Origin of the sequence: Stenotrophomonas sp. 2694 (genome assembly GCF_040548715.1) — a bacterium.
GTDB classification, from domain to species: domain Bacteria; phylum Pseudomonadota; class Gammaproteobacteria; order Xanthomonadales; family Xanthomonadaceae; genus Stenotrophomonas; species Stenotrophomonas indicatrix.
Genome location: NZ_JBEPSG010000006.1, coordinates 43,474 through 60,695 on the forward strand (window position 1 = coordinate 43,474; position 17,222 = coordinate 60,695).

The 17,222-nt window shown below is 66.3% G+C and carries 14 protein-coding genes and 1 pseudogene; 3 read left to right on the forward strand and 12 right to left on the reverse strand.

Features of this window, described 5'->3' with window-relative positions; translation table 11 throughout:
• Positions 1–2 precede the first annotated feature (2 nt).
• From ABIA73_RS09575 to ABIA73_RS09585, 3 genes are read right to left on the reverse strand one after another with little or no spacing between them, the layout of a single operon-like run.
• Positions 3–734 carry a LytR/AlgR family response regulator transcription factor gene (locus tag ABIA73_RS09575; protein WP_025876558.1) on the reverse strand — a complete coding sequence of 244 codons (732 nt, stop codon included), beginning with the start codon at positions 732–734 and terminating at the stop codon, positions 3–5.
• Complete coding sequence (locus ABIA73_RS09580) at positions 731–1,780, reverse strand: sensor histidine kinase (RefSeq protein WP_354275709.1); 1,050 nt, start codon at positions 1,778–1,780, stop codon at positions 731–733. Before ABIA73_RS09580 ends, ABIA73_RS09575 begins: the two co-directional genes overlap by 4 nt.
• A gap of 37 nt (positions 1,781–1,817) precedes the next feature.
• Positions 1,818–2,753 (reverse strand): alpha/beta fold hydrolase, encoded by a 936-nt coding sequence (locus ABIA73_RS09585; RefSeq protein ID WP_025876561.1) that lies wholly within the window; start codon positions 2,751–2,753, stop codon positions 1,818–1,820.
• A gap of 204 nt (positions 2,754–2,957) precedes the next feature.
• On the opposite strand from ABIA73_RS09585, the gene metF reads away from it, so the two are divergent.
• Positions 2,958–3,785 carry a methylenetetrahydrofolate reductase [NAD(P)H] gene (gene metF, locus ABIA73_RS09590; protein ID WP_059066021.1) on the forward strand — a complete coding sequence of 276 codons (828 nt, stop codon included), beginning with the start codon at positions 2,958–2,960 and terminating at the stop codon, positions 3,783–3,785.
• 41 nt (positions 3,786–3,826) lie between these two features.
• Positions 3,827–4,405, forward strand: a complete 579-nt coding sequence (locus tag ABIA73_RS09595; RefSeq protein ID WP_025876564.1) for a DUF4124 domain-containing protein — start codon at positions 3,827–3,829, stop codon at positions 4,403–4,405.
• Between the two features lie 152 nt (positions 4,406–4,557).
• Here ABIA73_RS09595 and ABIA73_RS09600 read toward each other — a convergent pair whose 3' ends face one another.
• From ABIA73_RS09600 to ABIA73_RS09610, 3 genes are all read right to left on the reverse strand, one after another.
• The gene (locus tag ABIA73_RS09600) at positions 4,558–5,511 is read right to left on the reverse strand and encodes a Nudix family hydrolase (protein ID WP_059066020.1); all 954 of its coding nucleotides are present in this window, start codon (positions 5,509–5,511) and stop codon (positions 4,558–4,560) included.
• A gap of 95 nt (positions 5,512–5,606) precedes the next feature.
• Entirely contained in the window at positions 5,607–8,339 is a 2,733-nt protein-coding gene (gene secA / locus ABIA73_RS09605; protein WP_025876568.1) for a preprotein translocase subunit SecA, read from the reverse strand.
• Positions 8,340–8,603: 264 nt separating this feature from the next.
• Positions 8,604–9,557 carry a M23 family metallopeptidase gene (locus tag ABIA73_RS09610; RefSeq protein WP_025876571.1) on the reverse strand — a complete coding sequence of 318 codons (954 nt, stop codon included), beginning with the start codon at positions 9,555–9,557 and terminating at the stop codon, positions 8,604–8,606.
• Positions 9,558–9,569: 12 nt separating this feature from the next.
• On the opposite strand from ABIA73_RS09610, the gene ABIA73_RS09615 reads away from it, so the two are divergent.
• Positions 9,570–10,019: a DciA family protein gene (locus tag ABIA73_RS09615; RefSeq protein ID WP_025876573.1), complete on the forward strand. Its 450-nt coding sequence runs from the start codon at positions 9,570–9,572 to the stop codon at positions 10,017–10,019.
• A 280-nt stretch (positions 10,020–10,299) separates the two neighbouring features.
• On the opposite strand, the gene lpxC is transcribed toward ABIA73_RS09615, so the two are convergent.
• From lpxC to murC, 6 genes and pseudogenes are all read right to left on the reverse strand, one after another.
• On the reverse strand, positions 10,300–11,211 hold the full coding sequence (lpxC, locus tag ABIA73_RS09620; protein ID WP_025876575.1) for a UDP-3-O-acyl-N-acetylglucosamine deacetylase: 912 nt from the start codon (positions 11,209–11,211) through the stop codon (positions 10,300–10,302).
• A gap of 171 nt (positions 11,212–11,382) precedes the next feature.
• Complete coding sequence (gene ftsZ, locus ABIA73_RS09625) at positions 11,383–12,618, reverse strand: cell division protein FtsZ (RefSeq protein WP_354275710.1); 1,236 nt, start codon at positions 12,616–12,618, stop codon at positions 11,383–11,385.
• A gap of 164 nt (positions 12,619–12,782) precedes the next feature.
• Positions 12,783–14,018, reverse strand: coding sequence for a cell division protein FtsA (gene ftsA, locus ABIA73_RS09630; RefSeq protein WP_025876580.1), 1,236 nt, complete (start codon positions 14,016–14,018; stop codon positions 12,783–12,785).
• 68 nt (positions 14,019–14,086) lie between these two features.
• Positions 14,087–14,764: pseudogene (locus ABIA73_RS09635) on the reverse strand (cell division protein FtsQ/DivIB); the annotation flags it as partial.
• Positions 14,761–15,765 carry a D-alanine--D-alanine ligase gene (locus ABIA73_RS09640; protein WP_154879378.1) on the reverse strand — a complete coding sequence of 335 codons (1,005 nt, stop codon included), beginning with the start codon at positions 15,763–15,765 and terminating at the stop codon, positions 14,761–14,763. The pseudogene ABIA73_RS09635 and the gene ABIA73_RS09640, both read right to left, overlap by 4 nt.
• Positions 15,762–17,198, reverse strand: coding sequence for a UDP-N-acetylmuramate--L-alanine ligase (gene murC / locus ABIA73_RS09645; protein WP_025876586.1), 1,437 nt, complete (start codon positions 17,196–17,198; stop codon positions 15,762–15,764). Before murC ends, ABIA73_RS09640 begins: the two co-directional genes overlap by 4 nt.
• Between the last annotated feature and the right edge of the window lie 24 nt (positions 17,199–17,222).

Below are 17,222 nucleotides of genomic sequence, written 5' to 3' on the forward strand. Positions count from 1 at the left end.
GGCTACAGCGCCATCCGCTCGCGCAGCTCCCGTGCCTGCCGCCGCGACACCTCCACTTCACTGCCATCATCCAGTGCCAGATCGTAACCATCGCCAATGCTCGGCGTGACCGCGCGAATGCGCCGCAGGTTGACCAGCGTGTTGCGGTTGGCACGAAAGAAAAGGTCCGATGGCAAGCGTGCTTCCAACGCGCTCAGGCTGCGGGCCAGCAATGCGTTCTGGTCGCGGAACCACAGCCGCGTGTAGTTGCCGTCCACCACCAGCCGACGGATCTCGGCAATGGACACGAACCAGCAGCGCTCGCCTTCGCGCACGAACACCTGGTCCTGCGCACCCAGCGTGCCGTGCACTGTGGGAGGTTCGGTATCCAACGCCGCATGATGACGCGCACGCTCCAGCGCTTCCAGCAGTCGCGGCGCTTCCACCGGCTTCACCAGGTAATCCAGTGCATTGGCCCGGAACGCGCGTACTGCGTAGGTGTCGTAGGCAGTGACGAACACCACCGAGGGCACCCTTTCCAACCCGTCCAGTACATCGAAGCCGGTACCGGAGGGCATCTGCACATCCAGCAGCACCAGGTCCGGCGCCAGCGTGGCGATCGCCTCGCGCGCAGCAGGCACATCGTCGGCCTCGCCCACGCACTGCACCCATGGCAGCGACGACAGCAGCGTCCGCAGCTCCTGCCGCGCCAGCCGTGCATCATCGACAATCAGCACACGCAGCACGGCCGTCATTGCGGAATCTCCAGCAGCGCCTGCATGCGGTCGCCGAGCGGCTGCAGGGTGAAACGGCCGCGCGTGCCAAGCTGCGCGCGCAGGTAGGCCAGTCCCACACCATGCCCTTGCGCAGGTTCGCTGCCAGTGCAGAGCGGGTTGTCCACCTGGAGGCGCAGCAGGTCATCGTCCAGCGACGCGCGGATATGTACCTCGCCGCCGCCAGCGCGGCTGGCAATGCCATGTTTTATCGCGTTCTCCACCAACAGCTGCAGTGCCATCGCAGGCAGTTGTGCCTGCACAGCCTCTGCGGCGATCTCCCGCCGCACCTGCAGGCGCTGTTCGAAGTGGATCGCCTCGATGGCCAGATAGTCGTCGACCACTTCCAGTTCCTCGGCCAGGGTCACCTGCTCACTGCGATTGTGGGCCAACGCGTGGCGCAGCGTGCGCGACAGGCGGGTGACCATGTCGCGGGCACGCTCGGGCTCTTCCAGAATCAGCGCTCGCAGGTTGTTCAATGCGTTGAACATGAAATGCGGATTCAGCCGCGCACGCAACGCATCGCGCTCCAGGGCGCTGCGCTCCGCCTCCACGCGCAATCGCGCCAGCTCGCTGTGGCGCGCGCGGCGCAAGCCATGCAGGCCCGCCCACAGTCCCGTCCACATCAAAAGGAACAGGGCGGTGTTCATCCAGTACAGCACGACCGACGACAGCTGGTAGTCGGCACGCCCACCGGGCAACTGCACCCAGCCCATGGCCAGCGCCGGCAACAACAACGCCGCCGTCAGCGCCTGTGCAATGCTGGCACCGACCACCACGCCAGTTGCCAGTTTCAACACCAGGCTGCCCAGACTGCCATCCCACCAGCGCTGCCGCAGTGCGACCGAACGCAGCGCGCCGCTGCACAACCACAGGGAAACGGCAATGCTGAGGGAGATCAACACCACGCCGCTGAACAGCGTACCGCCGCCGATACGCACCCCCAGCCACAGGCTGTACGTCGCATAGCCTGACCACGCCAGCGCGTTGAGGATCCAGAAGCGGCGGGAAGGCGTGGTAGCGTCCATGAGCAGCCTTGGCGGTGGCGGAAAGGGCATACGGCGGTCAGGGATGTGCGGCGAGGAAGCGGCGCACCTGCGCCTGCAGCCAACGCGGATCATCCCACATCAGGAAGTGGTAACCCTGTGCGCTCATCTCGATCTGCACACCCGGCAGCTTCGCGTACTGCGCCTGGAACTGCGCACGGGTACTGGCTTCCGTACCCCCCATCGACTGATAAGCGGCCCAGCTGCCCAGCACCAGGACCGGCGTGTGGATGCCGTCGATGTCATCACGCAGATCGCGCACCAGCATGGAGTACATCGCATCGGCCATGCTCGTGCGATCACTGTCGCGCCCCCAACGCTGCAGCTCCGGCAGATGCTGGGTGCTGCGGGTCAGGGCTTTGGCGGTCGCATCGTTGCGTGCATTGAAGCTGGCCTCATCGGCCGCCAGCAAACCTTCACGCAGCTGCCCGGCCATCATCCCTACGTTCTGCGCGGTGGCCTGCGGGTTCATCACCGCCGCATAGAACGGCAGCGAATCAACGATCACCAGCGGACCGATGCTATCGGGCGCCTTCAGTGCCAGTTGCATCGCCAGCACACCCCCCAGGCTGTGACCGATCACGGCAACCTTCGACAGGTGCCGCGCCTGCAGATAGCCCAGTAGTTCGTCGCGCATCGCCGGCAGGAAATCGGCCGGGCGCGGATCGACAGGCGCCGCACCGGCAAACCCCGGCAGTTGCACCAGATGGCACTGCACGTCCTTCAGGGCCAGGCAGGTCTCACGCCAGACCTCCGCACTGCTGTTAAGCCCGGGAATCATCAGCAAGGGACGGCCCTTGCCGAGCACCTCGACCTGCACTGCGCCTGCAACGGCGGCTTTATCGACGGCTGTGGCATGGGCTGGGCCTGAGCCAAGCACGGCCATCGCCATGCCGATCATCGCCAGCCTGGCCAAGGCCTTCATCGCGTACCAGAGTGCCTGGAAGATCTTCATCGTCTGCTCCTTCATCGCGTGGGTGGTGCCGGGATTGGGACCAGCTTGGCTTCGCTCCCGTTGCCCCGGTTGCGATTACGGAGCAACGGCCCGTCAGCGGGGCGAACGGTCGCCCGCACGGGACGACGTGACCCGACACATCCATCGCACATCCATCTCGATGGAGAGATATACTGCTTCACACCCGATGCCGCCGCCCGTGCCATGACCGCCATCAGCTTCGAGTTCTATCCGCCCAAGACCGACGAACAGCGCACCCAGCTGGACCGTGCCGCGGCCAGGCTGAAGGCCTATGCCCCCGAGTACGTGTCCTGCACCTTCGGCGCCGGTGGCTCGACCCTCAGCTACACCTCCGAGACCGTGCGCCATCTCAACCAGCACCACGGCTTCGACGCGGCACCGCACCTGTCCTGCGTCGGCGGTACCCGCCAGGAAATCCGCGAACTGCTCAAGCTCTACCGCGCCATCGGCTGCCGGCGCCTGGTGGCACTACGCGGCGACCTGCCCTCGGGCATGGGCTTTCCTGGCGACATGCGCTATGCCTCCGAACTGATCGCCTTCATCCGTGCCGAACACGGTGATGCCTTCCGCATCGAAGTGGGCGCGTATCCGGAAACGCATCCGCAAGCGCAGGACGCCCTGCTCGACCTGAAGCACTTCAAGGCCAAGGTCGACGCCGGTGCCGATGCCGCCATCACCCAGTACTTCTTCAATCCCGACGCCTACTTCCACTTCGTCGACGAAGTGCAGCGGCTCGGCGTGCAGGTGCCGATCACCCCGGGCATCATGCCGATCTCCAACTTCAGCCAGCTGCGCCGTTTCTCCGAACAGTGCGGTGCGGAAATCCCGCGCTGGATCAGCCGCAAGATGCAGGCCTACGGTGACGACGCCGAATCGGTGCGCGCCTTCGGCGCCGAAGTGGTGGCCAAGCTGTGCCAGCGCCTGGTCGAAGGCGGCGCACCGGGCCTGCACTTCTACACCTTGAACCTGGCCAAGCCGACGGTCTCGGTACTGAAGCTGCTGCAAGGCTGAAAAGTACGCTGCGTTATCGCAATCGGCGCTACGCTGCGTCGATGAAGCTCGTCCTGTCCCTGTTGCTGGTCCTGCTGCTGCCCGGTGTCTGCGCCGGTGTGCAGGCGCAGACCACGCGCTTGAACCGCTGCACCGATCCGCAGGGGCAAAGTGTCTATACCGACCGCCCATGCGACAGCCTGGGCGCGCAGTCCCGGCGGCCACCGCCGGCGCCTTCCGGCAATACCCTGCAACGCGACAGCCTCGGCAGCAGCTGTCCGCGCCGGCTGAGCGAACTGGTGCAGGCTTTGCATACGGCGGTCAGCATCGGTGATGTGAACCGGCTTTCTTCGCTGTACCTGTGGGGCGCGGTGTCCGATGCCGGCGCGCAGCGGATTCTTGGCCAGCTGGAATCGGTGGTGCGGCGGCCGCTGGTGGACGTGGTGCCGGTGTATCCGCGGCAGGATCTGGATGAGGGCCAGGGCATCGCCTCGCAGGATTCGGAAACGGTGCCGATGCCGGCTGCACGGCGACATCCGATCGGGTTGCGGTTGGAGCAGACCCTGCCGGGCAGCGCCACGCGCGCGGCGACCGTGCTTGGGCTGCGGCGGCAGTATGGGTGTTTCTGGATTACGTTGTGAGCGGGTGCTGCTGAACCGCCATCCACGCATGGCGTGGATCTACTGCTTGCGGTGAGGGGTCGGATCCCCTTCCAGCGGAAGGGGCTCCGACCCCGGATTCAAGCGAGGAGGTCAGAGCCCCGCGTCGCGGGGATCCGACCCTGTGTATCGCGCTACACCGGCCATAGTCCGCGGATGGCGGCGATACCCTGCCCGCCATGCCGGCGTGCCTCGGCCACATGCTGCGGTGTCATGCCGCCGAGCGCATAGATCGGCAGCGAGACCTGGGCGCGCAGCGCGGCGAAGGCCTCCCACCCCAATGGCACTGCATCGGGATGGCTCGCAGTGGCCTGCACCGGCCCCAGCACGGCGAAGTCGCAGCCCAGCCGCTGTGCGGCCAGCAGCTGCTCAAGCCCGTGGCAGGAGGCGGCCACCAGCTGCCCGGACGGCAGCGGCCGTTCCTGCAGCGACTGCAGCTGCTCGCTGCCCAGGTGCACGCCAACGCCGAGGGTGCGCGCCAGTTCGATATCGCGGTTGAGCAGCCACTGCACACCGCGCCGATGCGCGCGCACGGCCTGCTCGATCACGCCCTGACGCTGTGGATGCTCGGCGGGCAGGCGCAGCTGGATGCGTTGCTGCCCCGAAGCCACCGCCTGCTGCAGCTGGCCGTGCCAACGCTGCAGGCCGCCCTCATCGATGTCCGGCGCAGGGGTGATCAGGTAGCAGTCCGGCTGGCGCAGTGCGGCCACCACCGGCAGGTCGGCCGGCGGCATTGAATAACGGGCCAGCTTGTCCGGCGTCACCCAGGTGATGGCCTGGCCCTCGCGTCCACGCGGGGCGCCCTTCCAGCTGCGCACGTGGCGCACTTCCAAGGTCAGGTCCTTGTCCGGGTAGCGCTGCGGCACGTCCATGATCCACTCGCCCACCTCGGCCTCGATGCCCAGCTCCTCGTGCAGCTCGCGCACCAGCGCCTGTTCGGAGGTCTCACCGGGCTCGCGCTTGCCGCCCGGGAATTCCCAGAGGCCGGCCATGTCGCGGCTTTCGGTACGGCGGTTGAGCAGGATGCGGCCGCGGGCGTCGGTGATGACGGCGGCTACGACGTGGATCGATCGTTTCGGGGAAGGCATGGCCGAAGCATGCCGAAAAGCGGGGCACCGGCGCAATCGCCGGGCGCTTCAAGGCCCAGAACAGGAAAGCCCCGCTTTCGCGGGGCTCTCCGGGGTCAGCTCAGCTGGCCGTGGCAGTGCTTGTACTTCTTGCCGCTGCCGCACGGGCACGGATCGTTGCGACCGATCTTGGGTTCGTCACGCTGCAGCTGCGCCACGCCCTGCTGGGCGGCCTCCACCTGCGCCGCCTCTTCGTCGGCGCCGTAGCCGCCAGCGTCCTGGTGCTGGAACTGCGACTGGCTCAGGCGGGCTTCCACCTGCTGGCGCTCGGCCGCTTCCAGTGCCTGCACTTCCTCGTCGCTGCGGATGCGCACGCGGGCCAGCAGGGTCACCACTTCGCGCTTGACGTTTTCCAGCATGTCCGAGAACAGCTCGAAGGCTTCCTTCTTGTATTCCTGCTTCGGCTGCTTCTGCGCATAACCGCGCAGGTAGATGCCCTGGCGCAGGTAATCCATGCGTGCCAGGTGCTCCTTCCAGCTCTGGTCGAGCACGGTCAGCATCACGTGCTTCTCCAGCGCGCGCATGGTCTCTTCGCCCACACCCGCTTCCTTCTCGGCGAAGTGCTGGTTGATGCGCTCCTGCACCTTGGCGGTGATGCCTTCGGCGTCCAGTTCCTCGTGCGACTTGACCAGATCGGTCAGCGACATGTCCACACCGAAGTCCGACTGCAGGGTGGCTTCCAGGCCACGCAGGTCCCACTGCTCGTCCACCGAGTTCGGCGGCACGAAGCGGGCAACGATGTCGAAGATCACGTCGTCGCGGATGCCATCGACGTTGTCCTTCACCGACTCGGCGTCCAGCAGTTCGTCGCGCTGGGCGTAGATCACCTTGCGCTGGTCGTTGTTGACGTCGTCGAAATCCAGCAGGTTCTTGCGGATGTCGAAGTTGTGGGCCTCGACCTTGCGCTGCGCCTTTTCAATCTGGCGGCTGACCAGGCGGTCTTCGATGACGTCGTCTTCCTTCATGCCCATCATGCGCATGGCCTTCTGCACCCAGTCGGAGGCGAAGATGCGCATCAGGTTGTCTTCCAGCGACAGGTAGAAACGGGACGAGCCCGGGTCACCCTGGCGGCCCGAACGGCCACGCAGCTGGTTGTCGATACGACGCGATTCGTGGCGTTCGGTGCCGACGATGTGCAGGCCGCCGGCCGCCTTGACCGCGTCATGGCGCTTCTGCCACTCGGCCTTGATCGCGGCCTTCTGCTCGTCGGTCGCGCCTTCGCCCAGCTCGTGGATTTCCGCTTCCAGCGAACCACCCAGCACGATGTCGGTACCACGACCGGCCATGTTGGTGGCGATGGTCACGGCGGCCGGACGACCGGCGTTGGCGACGATGGTCGCTTCGCGGTCGTGCTGCTTGGCGTTGAGCACTTCGTGCTTCACACCCGCCTTGCGCAGGTGCTCGGACAGCATTTCCGAGGTTTCGATCGAGGTGGTACCCACCAGCACCGGCTGGCCGCGCTTGGCGCACTCTTCGATGTCGGCCAGCACCGCATTGAACTTGCCCTTGCGGTTGAGGAACACCTGGTCCGGGCTATCCTTGCGGATGGTCGGGCGGTTGGTCGGGATCACCACCACTTCCAGGCCATAGATGCTCTGGAATTCGAACGCTTCGGTATCGGCCGTACCGGTCATGCCGGACAGCTTCTTGTACATGCGGAACAGGTTCTGGAAGGTGATGCTGGCCAGCGTCTGGTTCTCGCGCTGGACCGGCACGCCTTCCTTCGCTTCCACCGCCTGGTGCAGGCCATCGGACCAGCGGCGGCCGGCCAGGGTACGGCCGGTGAATTCGTCGACGATGACCACTTCGCCATCGCGCACGATGTAGTCCACATCGCGCTGGTAGATGGCGTGCGCGCGCAGGGCGGCGTTGAGGTGGTGGACCACGGTCAGGTTCTGCGCCGCGTACAGGCCTTCGGTCTCGGCATCGAGGATGCCCGCTTCCACCAGCAGCTGTTCGGCGTGCTCCATGCCCGCTTCGGACAGGTGCACCTGCTTGCCCTTCTCGTCGACCCAGAAGTCGCCTTCGCCGTCTTCCGCTTCCTGCTTGACCAGGTTCGGCACGATGCGGTTGACGCGGATGTACAGCTCCGGGGAATCGTCGGCCGGGCCGGAGATGATCAGCGGGGTACGCGCTTCGTCGATCAGGATGGAGTCGACTTCGTCGACGATGGCGTAGTGCAGGCCGCGCTGGTAGCGGTCAGCCTTGGACAGCGCCATGTTGTCGCGCAGGTAGTCGAAACCGAATTCGTTGTTGGTGCCGTAGGTGATGTCCGAACCATAGGCTTCGCGCTTGTCGCTGTGCGGCATGCCCGGGTAGACCACGCCCACGCTCAGGCCCAGCCAGTTGTACAGCTTGCCCATCTGCGCGGCATCGCGGCGGGCCAGGTAGTCGTTCACGGTGACCACGTGCACGCCCTTGCCTTCCAGCGCGTTGAGGTACACCGGCAGGGTCGCCACCAGGGTCTTGCCTTCACCGGTGCGCATTTCTGCGATCTTGCCCAGGTGAAGCACCATGCCGCCGATCAGCTGCACGTCGTAGTGGCGCATGCCCAGCACGCGGCGACCGGCCTCGCGGCAGACCGCGAACGCTTCCGGCAACACCTTGTCCAGGGCTTCACCACCGGCGATGCGCTGCTTGAATTCCGGCGTCTTGGCCTGCAGCTGCTCGTCGGAAAGCTTCTCGATCTCCGGCTCCAGCGCATTGATCTTGGCGACGATGCGGTTGAGCTGGCGCAGCTGTCGTTCATTACGACTGCCAAATACGCGGGTAAGCAGGCTGTTGATCATTGAGGGAACCGGGTTGGATGGAAATGCCGCACGGCTCCGGGAAGGATCCGTCCGCCGCAAACGAATCAGGGCGCCTGGCGCCCTGTCGATGGCAACACCCATTGTAGCTTGGGATGGGCCGCTGGGGTTTCAACCCTGTGGCGGCATTGGCATCCGAACATTCCGGTAGTGCCGGCCGCTGGCCGGCAATCCGCGATGTTGCCGAAGATCATGAGGTTGCCGGCCAGCGGCCGGCACTACCGCCCCGGAGTACGGGGGCCCGAATCAACCGCGGGTGATGCGCCCGACCGGGGTATTGCCGCCATCGCCGAGGAACTTGCGCGGGTTGACCACGTTGCCGTTCTCCCACACCTCGAAGTGCACGTGGGCGCCGGTCGAACGACCGGTGGAACCGGCCTTGGCCACTTCCTGGCCGGCACGGACGAGGTCGCCGACCTTCACCACCAGGCGCGAATTGTGCGCGTAGCGGGTGACGTAGCCGTTGCCGTGGTCCACATCGACCACGTTGCCGTAGCCGCCCTTGACCCCGGAGAAGCTGACCACGCCGTCGGCCACCGACATCACCGGGTCACCGACGCGGGCGTGGAAGTCCATGCCCTTGTGGGTGGCGGCACCGCGACCGAACGGGTCGGCACGGGTACCGAAGCCGGACGTGACGTAGCTGTTGCGGATCGGCATGCGCGAGGGCACGGCGTTCTGCTGCAGCTGGTGGTCGAACATCAGCGATTCCATCACCGACAACTGGCGGCCTGAAGCAGCAAATCGCTGCTCCAGCACCTGTAAGTCGGCGTTGACGTCCTTCACCGGAATGTCGGCGGTCGGGCCGCCGGCATCGCCGTCACCGAGGCCGGGGGTCTCGTTGAAGTCGAATTCGCCGTCTTCCAGCTTGCCCATCTGGGTCAGTCGCTCGCCCAGGGCGTTCAGGCGGGTGGCCTGCGCCTGCAGCTCGCCGAGGCGGGCAGCCAGCGCGTTGACCTGGGTCTGCGCATCACGCTGGACCTTGGCCAGCTCGGCCTCCTGGCGGTCGACCTTGGCCTGCAGGCGCGAGTCATTGAGCGCGCTGACGCCAATTCCACCGGCAAGGCCGATAATGCAACCTGCGCCGAGCACGCTGCCCAGCAGGGCTCGGGGGCGGTCCTCGAAGTAGAACCGCAAACGCGTGAGCGCCGATTTGGCCTGTCCTTCACGCGTTTTGATTACGATCTTTTTGAATGCCATCAGTGAGTTTTCATGTCTGAGCCGAAATCCAGCGTTCGTCCCGCATCCCGACCGAAACCGGCCCTGGATGCAGTGATGGCGGACAAAAGCGGGAACCCGCTGCGGCGTGCCCTATGGCTCGACGCGCTGGACCGTCAGTTGCGCCCCCAGTTGCCGCCACCTCTGCGCAGCCGTTGCCGGCTGGCCAATGTGGACGGGGAACACCTCGTTTTTCTCGTCGAGTCCCCGGTCTGGCATGCCAAGTTGCGGCTTGCCGAAGCCCAGTTGCTCGACGCGGCCCGGTCCATCGGGCTGAAGGCCACCAAGGTGACCGTCAAGACTGCGTCTCCCACTCCCACGCGCTCCCCAGCGCTCGACAACCGGAATGGACCCCACGCAGTTTCAGCCGCCACGCACAAAGGGCTACGCGACGCCTTGGCAGCTCTGCAGGACCTTCCTTCGAAACCGAAGCGGGAAACCTGAAAGCAGCGGAGCGTCCTGCTCCACTCCCCGTCGCGCGTGTCACCGCAGCGTGAAACATTTCGGGGGCCGGGTCGCATCCTAGCTGGCCCCGGTGGGCCAGTCGTTAGATTGTTGTTAAAACAACGTTAAATTCAGGCTTCGGATCCAACAGGTTCACAAAACCGTGACCTCGGCCCGGCCGTCGCGTCACCAACTGCGCCAGTGCGTCAAACAACGCCGGAAACGCAGACGCCGCCCTGGAAGGCGGCGTTTTTGCATTCAAATTCAACAACTTGTGAAATCAGGCATAGGCCGGTGTGGCGTACACCACCGGGTCCGGCACGGCCGGCGAGTCGTAAGTGACCCATTCCCAGGCGGTGGCATCGGCCATCAGCGCCCGCACCAGCTTGTTGTTGAGCGCGTGGCCGGACTTGAAGCCCTCGTAGGCACCCAGCACCTGGCCGCCGGCCAGATAGAGGTCGCCGATCGCGTCAAGGATCTTGTGGCGCACGAATTCGTCGGCATAGCGCAGGCCGTCTTCGTTGAGCACGCGGAACTCGTCGAGAACGATGGCGTTGTCCATCGAACCGCCGAGGCCGAGATTGCGCTCGCGCATGTATTCCAGGTCGCGCATGAAGCCGAAGGTGCGCGCGCGGGAGATTTCCTTGGTGTAGGCCATCGTCGAGAACTCGATTTCCTGGCGCGACTGCTTGGCCGGGATCATCGGGTGGTCGAACTGGATGGTGAAGCCCAGCTTGTACCCCTCGTACGGGGTAAAGCGGGCCATCTTGTCGCCCTCGGTCACTTCCACGGTCTTCAGCACGCGGATGAAGCGCTTGGGCGCATCCTGTTCGACGATGCCTGCCGACTGCAGCAGGAACACGAACGGGCCGGACGAACCGTCCATGATCGGCAGCTCGGCCGAGGACAGTTCGACGATGATGTTGTCCACACCCAGACCGGCCAGGGCCGACATCAGGTGCTCGACGGTCTGGATCTTGGCGTCGTTGCAGGTCAGGCCGGTGCACAGGGTCACTTCGGTGACCAGTTCGGCCTTCGCAGGCACTTCCACGACCGGGTCCAGGTCCACGCGCCGGAACACGATGCCATGGTTGACCGGCGCCGGGCGCAGGGTCATGTAGACCTTGTCGCCGCTGTGCAGGCCTACACCGGTGGCGCGGATCGTGTTCTTGAGGGTGCGTTGCTGGATCATGGGGGACGACCGGAAGTGACACAGTAGATTAACACGCAGGGTCCCCTACCCCGGCTGAAACGCCGGTGGGACGCGCGTGAAGCAGGGCGGCCGGGCCCATCCTGGCCCGGCGCCCGCGTTTTCAGGACATGGTGGCGCAACCCGGGGGGGACAAGCCCCGGGCAGCGTCGATCAGTCCGCCTGGCGGCGCAGGAACGCCGGGATGTCCAGGTAATCGTTCGGCAGTTCCGCCGCGGCCGGGGCCGAGGAGGCCGGAGCCGTCGGGGTGGAAGCTGCCACGCTGTCGCTGCTGGCACGACGCAGGCCCAGGCCCATGCCGCCGACGGCCTTGGACACCGCATCGCCGCCGTTGTCAAACTCGCCGAACTCCGGCTGGCCGGTGGTGGCGTTGCGGACCAGCTTGATCGGTGCACGCTCACCCGGACGCTGGGTCTTGCTGGCCGAGACGCGGTTCAGGCCCGTGGCGACCACGGTCACGCGCACTTCGTCCTGCATGTCCGGATCGAGCACGGTACCCACCACCACGGTCGCGTCTTCCGAAGCGAAGCCGTCGATGGTGCGGCCGATCTCGTCGAACTCGGCCATGGTGAAGTCGGCACCGGCGGTGATGTTGACCAGGATGCCGTTGGCGCCAGCCAGGTTCACATCGTCCAGCAGCGGGTTCTGGATGGCCGACTCGGCCGCAGCCTGCGCGCGGTCATCGCCGCGGGCGGTACCGGTACCCATCATCGCCAGGCCCATTTCGGACATGACGGTGCGCACGTCGGCGAAGTCGACGTTGATCAGGCCCGGACGCACGATCAGGTCGGCGATGCCCTGCACGGCGCCCTGCAGCACGTCGTTGGCGGCACGGAAGGCCTGGATCATGGTCGCGTTGCGACCCAGCACGGTGATCAGCTTCTCGTTGGGGATGGTGATCAGCGAGTCGCAGTGCTGGCTCAGTTCTTCGATGCCCTTCAGCGCGACCTGCATGCGGCGGCGGCCTTCGAACGGGAACGGCTTGGTGACCACGGCCACGGTCAGGATGCCCATTTCCTTGGCCAGCTGTGCCACCACCGGCGCAGCGCCGGTACCGGTGCCACCGCCCATGCCAGCGGTGATGAACACCATGTCCGCGCCCTGCAGCGCGTCCATGATGCGCTCACGGTCTTCCAGCGCAGCCTGGCGGCCGACTTCCGGATTCGCGCCTGCGCCCAGGCCCTTGGTGACATTGGTACCCAGCTGCAGCTGCAGCTTGGCACCACAATTCTTGATGGCCTGCGAGTCGGTGTTGGCGGTGATGAATTCCACGCCATCCACTGCCGAGTTGACCATGTGCGCCACGGCATTGCCGCCGCCGCCGCCCACGCCAACCACCTTGATCACCGCATTGGGTGCCATCTTTTCGATCAGTTCAAAATGCGCCATGTCCGTGTCCTCGTTGTATCCGCTTTCGATTGCATGGGCGTTCGGGCGTCCTGCCTTCGTGCTGCATGCCGTCGTTGCGGCTGTGTGGGTTATGTGTGTTGCCGGTGTAGCGTCGTGTTGCCGGTGTTGCAGCCGGGCAGCGCCCGGGTGGTACAGGTGCCGCGTCAGAATTCGCCGCGGAACCAGGTCTTGAGTTTCTTGAACATGCTTCCAGCGCGGCCGGTCGGCAGCGACGGCCGGCGCGGATGCTCGATCTGGCTGCCCATCAGCAGCAGGCCTACGCCGGTGGCATGCACCGGGTTGCCCACCACTTCGCCCAGCCCGGTAACGTGCTGCGGGATGCCCACGCGTACCGGCATCTGCAGCATTTCCTCGGCCAGTTCGACCACGCCTTCCATCTTCGAGGCACCACCGGTCAGCACCATGCCGGCGCGCACCAGTTCCTCGAACCCGGAGCGGCGCAGTTCGGCCTGCACCATTTCGAAGATCTCTTCGTAGCGGCCCTGCACGGCCTGCGCCAGCGCGTGGCGCGGCATGCGGCGCGGCGGACGATCACCGACCGACGGCACCTGGATGCTTTCCTCGGCGGTGGCCAGCTGGGCCAGGGCGCATGCATAGCGCACCTTGATCTGCTCGGCTTCCGGGGTCGGCGTGCGCAGCATGTGCGCGATGTCGTTGGTCACGTGGTCGCCGGCAATCGGCAGCGAGGCGGTGTGGCAGATCGCGCCCTGCACGAACACTGCGATGTCGGTGGTGCCGGCGCCCATGTCGACCAGCACCACGCCCAGCTCGCGCTCGTCGGCGGTCAGCACCGCCACGCTGGACGCCAGCGAGGACAACACCAGGTCGTCCACCTGCAGGCCGCAGCGCTGCACGCACTTGCTGATGTTGGCCGCAGCCGACTGCGCGCACACCACCAGGTGCGCATGCACCTCCAGGCGCACGCCGGTCATGCCGACGGGGTTGCGGATGCCTTCCTGCGAATCGTCCAGCACGTACTCGCGCGGGATCGCATGCAGGATCTTCTGGTCGGCCGGAATCGCCACTGCCTTGGCCGCATCGAGCACGCGATCCAGGTCGCCCCAGGTCACTTCGCCGTCGCGGATCGGCACGATGCCGGGCGAGTTCTTGCACTGCACGTGGTTGCCGGAAATGGAGGCATACACCGAGCGGATCTCGCAGCCGGCCATCAGCTCGGCTTCTTCGACCGCACGCTGGATCGACTGCACGGTCGATTCGATATCCACCACCACGCCGCGCTTGAGGCCGCGCGACTCATGGGAGCCGATGCCGATCACTTCGATCGGGTTGCCCGGCGAATACTCGCCCACCAGCGCCACCACCTTGGAGGTGCCGATATCCAGGCCGACGATCAGCGATTTGTCACCCTTGCGATTCATGTTCTTTCCTGCGTCCTTCTTGCCGGGGTGCCCGGTGCATTGGCGGGGGCGGCCGGAGTGCCCCAGCTCAGCGTGAAACCATTGGTATATCGGAGGTCGGCGCGCTCGATCGGCGCGGCCTGGTTGGCCAGCTGCGGCAGCACGCGCACGAAGCGCTGCAGGCGCGAGCGGGCATCGTCGCGGCCGACCACCACTTCAGTGCCGTTGCTCAGCAGCAGCGACCAGCTGCCGCGCGCGTCCATCGTCAGCCGGCGCACGTCGACGCCTGCCGGCGCGAACAGCGCGCGCGAATCGTTGTACAGCTTGACCACTTCCTCGGTCTGGCTGTCCGGGCCATCCAGCTCGGGCAGCTGCAGGTCGGCCAGCTTCTTCGGCGTGGGGAACAGCTTGCCCTGCTCGGACAGCAGGCGATCTTCGCCCCAGCGCGCGAACGGCTTGTGCTCGACCAGCGTCACTTCCAGCACGTCCGGCCACTGCTTGCGCACCTGCGCGCTTTCCACCCACGGCAGCTTTTCCAGTGCGTCCTGCGCGTCCTGCAGCTTGACCGCGAAGAAGCCGGCATGCGCATACGGCAGCAGCACCTGCTGCAGCTGTTCCGGCGGCACCCGCTTGAACTCACCGTGCACGCGCAGCTTCGCCAGCGGCCAGCGCTCGGCGCCGACCCAGCCATTGACCACGGCCACCACCGGCAGTGCAACCACCGACAGTGCCAACAGCCAGACGAAGATGCGCAGCACCGCGTTCATGCGTGCGATGCCTCCAGGGTCTGTTCCAACACGCGCCACACCAGCTCTTCGAAGCTGATACCGGCCTGCCCGGCCGCCTTGGGCACCAGCGAGTGGCTGGTCATGCCCGGCGCGGTGTTCACTTCCAGCAGGAAGAAGCGGCCGCTGGTGCGGTCACGCATCACGTCGACGCGACCCCAGCCACGGCAACCGGCCGCGCGGAAGGCAGCCAGCGCGATGCGGCGGATCTCGTCTTCGTCATCACCATCCAGGCCCGGGCACAGGTACTGGGTGTCTTCGGCGATGTACTTGGCGTTGTAGTCGTACCACTGGCCCTTGGGCACGATGCGGATCGACGGCAGCGCGACATCGCCGAGGATGGCCACGGTCAGTTCGTCGCCCACCACCATCTGTTCCATCAGCAGCTGGCCGTCGTAGCGCGCGGCCAGGGCCACGGCTTCGTCCAGGCCGGCGTCGTCGGTGACCCGACTGATGCCCACGCTGGAGCCTTCGTTGGCCGGCTTGACCACCACCGGCAGGCCGAGCTCGGCCGCCAGCGCGTGGACATTCTTTTCGGCCGCTCCCGGCATCCTGCCTCCCGCGGCACTCGTACCTCCGTGTACTTCGCGGTACTGCGGGGTCGGCAGGCCCAGTGACAGCCACACCTGCTTGGTGCGGATCTTGTCCATGCTCAACGCCGAGCCCAGCACGTTGGAGCCGGTGTACGGCACGCCGAAGGCCTCCATCAGGCCCTGCACGATGCCGTCCTCACCACCACCATTGTGGCCGTGCAGGATGTTGAACACGCGATCGATGCCGCCGGCCGCCAGCGCCTTGGCCAGCGCCGGAATGCCATCAATGGCGATGGCATCGACGCCGCGCGACTGCAGGGCTTCGAGCACGTTGCGGCCCGAATCCAGCGACACTTCGCGTTCGCTGGAGCTGCCACCGAGCAGCACGGCGACGCGGCCGAACACGGCCGGGTCGGTGCTGCGCAGCGGCGGGAAGGTCAGCGTGCTCACGCCTCGCCCTCCGCCTTGAAGCCTTCCACGGCAATGTGGCTGGCGACGGCGCCGATGTCGCCGGCACCCATCATCAGCAGCAGGTCACCGTCCTGCAGCACGTCCGGCAGCACGGTGGCCAGCTCGGATGCCTTGCCAACCACCACCGGCTCGCTGCGGCCGCGCGCACGGATGGCGCGGGCCAGTGCATGCGAATCGGCGCCGGCGATCGGCTCTTCACCGGCCGGGTAGACCTCGCTCAGCACCAGTGCATCGACACTGGACAGCACCGCGGCGAACTTGTCGAACTGATCACGGGTACGGCTGTAGCGGTGCGGCTGGAAGGCGACCACCAGGCGCTTGTCGGCCCAGCCACCACGCGCGGCGGCGAACACCGCTTCCAGCTCGCTCGGATGGTGGCCGTAGTCGTCGATGATGCGGACCTTGGCACCGCTGGCGGTGGTCACTTCGCCCAGGTCATTGAAGCGGCGACCGACGCCAGCGAAGCTGGCCAGTGCACGCGCGATCGTGTCCGGGGCCACGCCCAGCTGCCAGCCGACCGCCGCAGCGGCCAGCGCGTTGAGCACGTTGTGCTTGCCCGGCAGCGCCAGCACCACTTCCTGGCTGGTGCCCTGCGGCAGGCGCAGGGTGAAGCGCATGCGCGAACCTTCCTGCACCACGTTCTCGGCGCGCACGTCGGCCTGCGGGCTCATGCCGTAGCTCATCACGTGGCGCGGAGTCTTGGCGGCCAGTGCGGCCACTTCCGGATCGTCGATGCACAGCACCGCCAGGCCGTAGAACGGCAGGCGCTGCAGGAACTCGGCGAACGCCGCCTGCACGCGGGCGAAATCGTTGCCGTAGTTCTCCAGATGATCGGAATCGATGTTGGTGATGATCGACATCAACGGATTCAGGCGCAGGAAGCTGCCGTCGCTCTCGTCGGCCTCGGCCACCAGCCACTGGCCACCACCGAGCTTGGCGTTGGCACCGGCCGCCAGCAGCTGGCCACCGATCACGAAGGTCGGGTCCAGCCCACCCTCGCTCAGCACCGCAGCGGTCAGGCTGGTGGTGGTGGTCTTGCCGTGCGTGCCGGCCACGGCGATGCCGCGGCGGAAGCGCATCAGTTCGGCCAGCATCGCCGCGCGCGGCATGATCGGAATGCGCTGGCTGCGCGCTTCCATCAGCTCCGGGTTGTCTTCGCGGATCGCGCTGGAGACCACCACGCAGTCGGTGCCCAGCACGTTGGCGGCCGAGTGGCCGCGCATGATGCGCGCGCCCAGGCCGGCCAAGCGGCGGGTCGCGACGTTGTCGGCGTTGTCCGAACCGGACACTTCGTAGCCCAGCGTCAGCATCACTTCAGCGATGCCGCTCATGCCGGTGCCGCCGATGCCGACGAAATGCACGCGCGGGAACGCGCGCACCAGATCGTTGGTGTCATGCAGGCGGCGGATCATGCGCGGCCTCGCGCAGGGCAGGCG

What these genes read in the sequence shown, in the direction of transcription:
- ABIA73_RS09595 (WP_025876564.1), top strand. Translation starts at nt 3,827, where the DNA reads ATGAAGCTCGTCCTGTCCCTGTTGCTGGTCCTGCTGCTGCCCGGTGTC.
- ABIA73_RS09580 (WP_354275709.1), bottom strand. Translation starts at nt 1,780, where the DNA reads ATGGACGCTACCACGCCTTCCCGCCGCTTCTGGATCCTCAACGCGCTG.
- secA (WP_025876568.1), bottom strand. Translation starts at nt 8,339, where the DNA reads ATGATCAACAGCCTGCTTACCCGCGTATTTGGCAGTCGTAATGAACGA.
- ftsZ (WP_354275710.1), bottom strand. Translation starts at nt 12,618, where the DNA reads ATGGCGCATTTTGAACTGATCGAAAAGATGGCACCCAATGCGGTGATC.
- ABIA73_RS09600 (WP_059066020.1), bottom strand. Translation starts at nt 5,511, where the DNA reads ATGCCTTCCCCGAAACGATCGATCCACGTCGTAGCCGCCGTCATCACC.
- ABIA73_RS09610 (WP_025876571.1), bottom strand. Translation starts at nt 9,557, where the DNA reads ATGGCATTCAAAAAGATCGTAATCAAAACGCGTGAAGGACAGGCCAAA.
- ABIA73_RS09585 (WP_025876561.1), bottom strand. Translation starts at nt 2,753, where the DNA reads ATGAAGATCTTCCAGGCACTCTGGTACGCGATGAAGGCCTTGGCCAGG.
- murC (WP_025876586.1), bottom strand. Translation starts at nt 17,198, where the DNA reads ATGATCCGCCGCCTGCATGACACCAACGATCTGGTGCGCGCGTTCCCG.
- ftsA (WP_025876580.1), bottom strand. Translation starts at nt 14,018, where the DNA reads ATGAATCGCAAGGGTGACAAATCGCTGATCGTCGGCCTGGATATCGGC.
- lpxC (WP_025876575.1), bottom strand. Translation starts at nt 11,211, where the DNA reads ATGATCCAGCAACGCACCCTCAAGAACACGATCCGCGCCACCGGTGTA.
- ABIA73_RS09615 (WP_025876573.1), top strand. Translation starts at nt 9,570, where the DNA reads ATGTCTGAGCCGAAATCCAGCGTTCGTCCCGCATCCCGACCGAAACCG.
- ABIA73_RS09575 (WP_025876558.1), bottom strand. Translation starts at nt 734, where the DNA reads ATGACGGCCGTGCTGCGTGTGCTGATTGTCGATGATGCACGGCTGGCG.
- metF (WP_059066021.1), top strand. Translation starts at nt 2,958, where the DNA reads ATGACCGCCATCAGCTTCGAGTTCTATCCGCCCAAGACCGACGAACAG.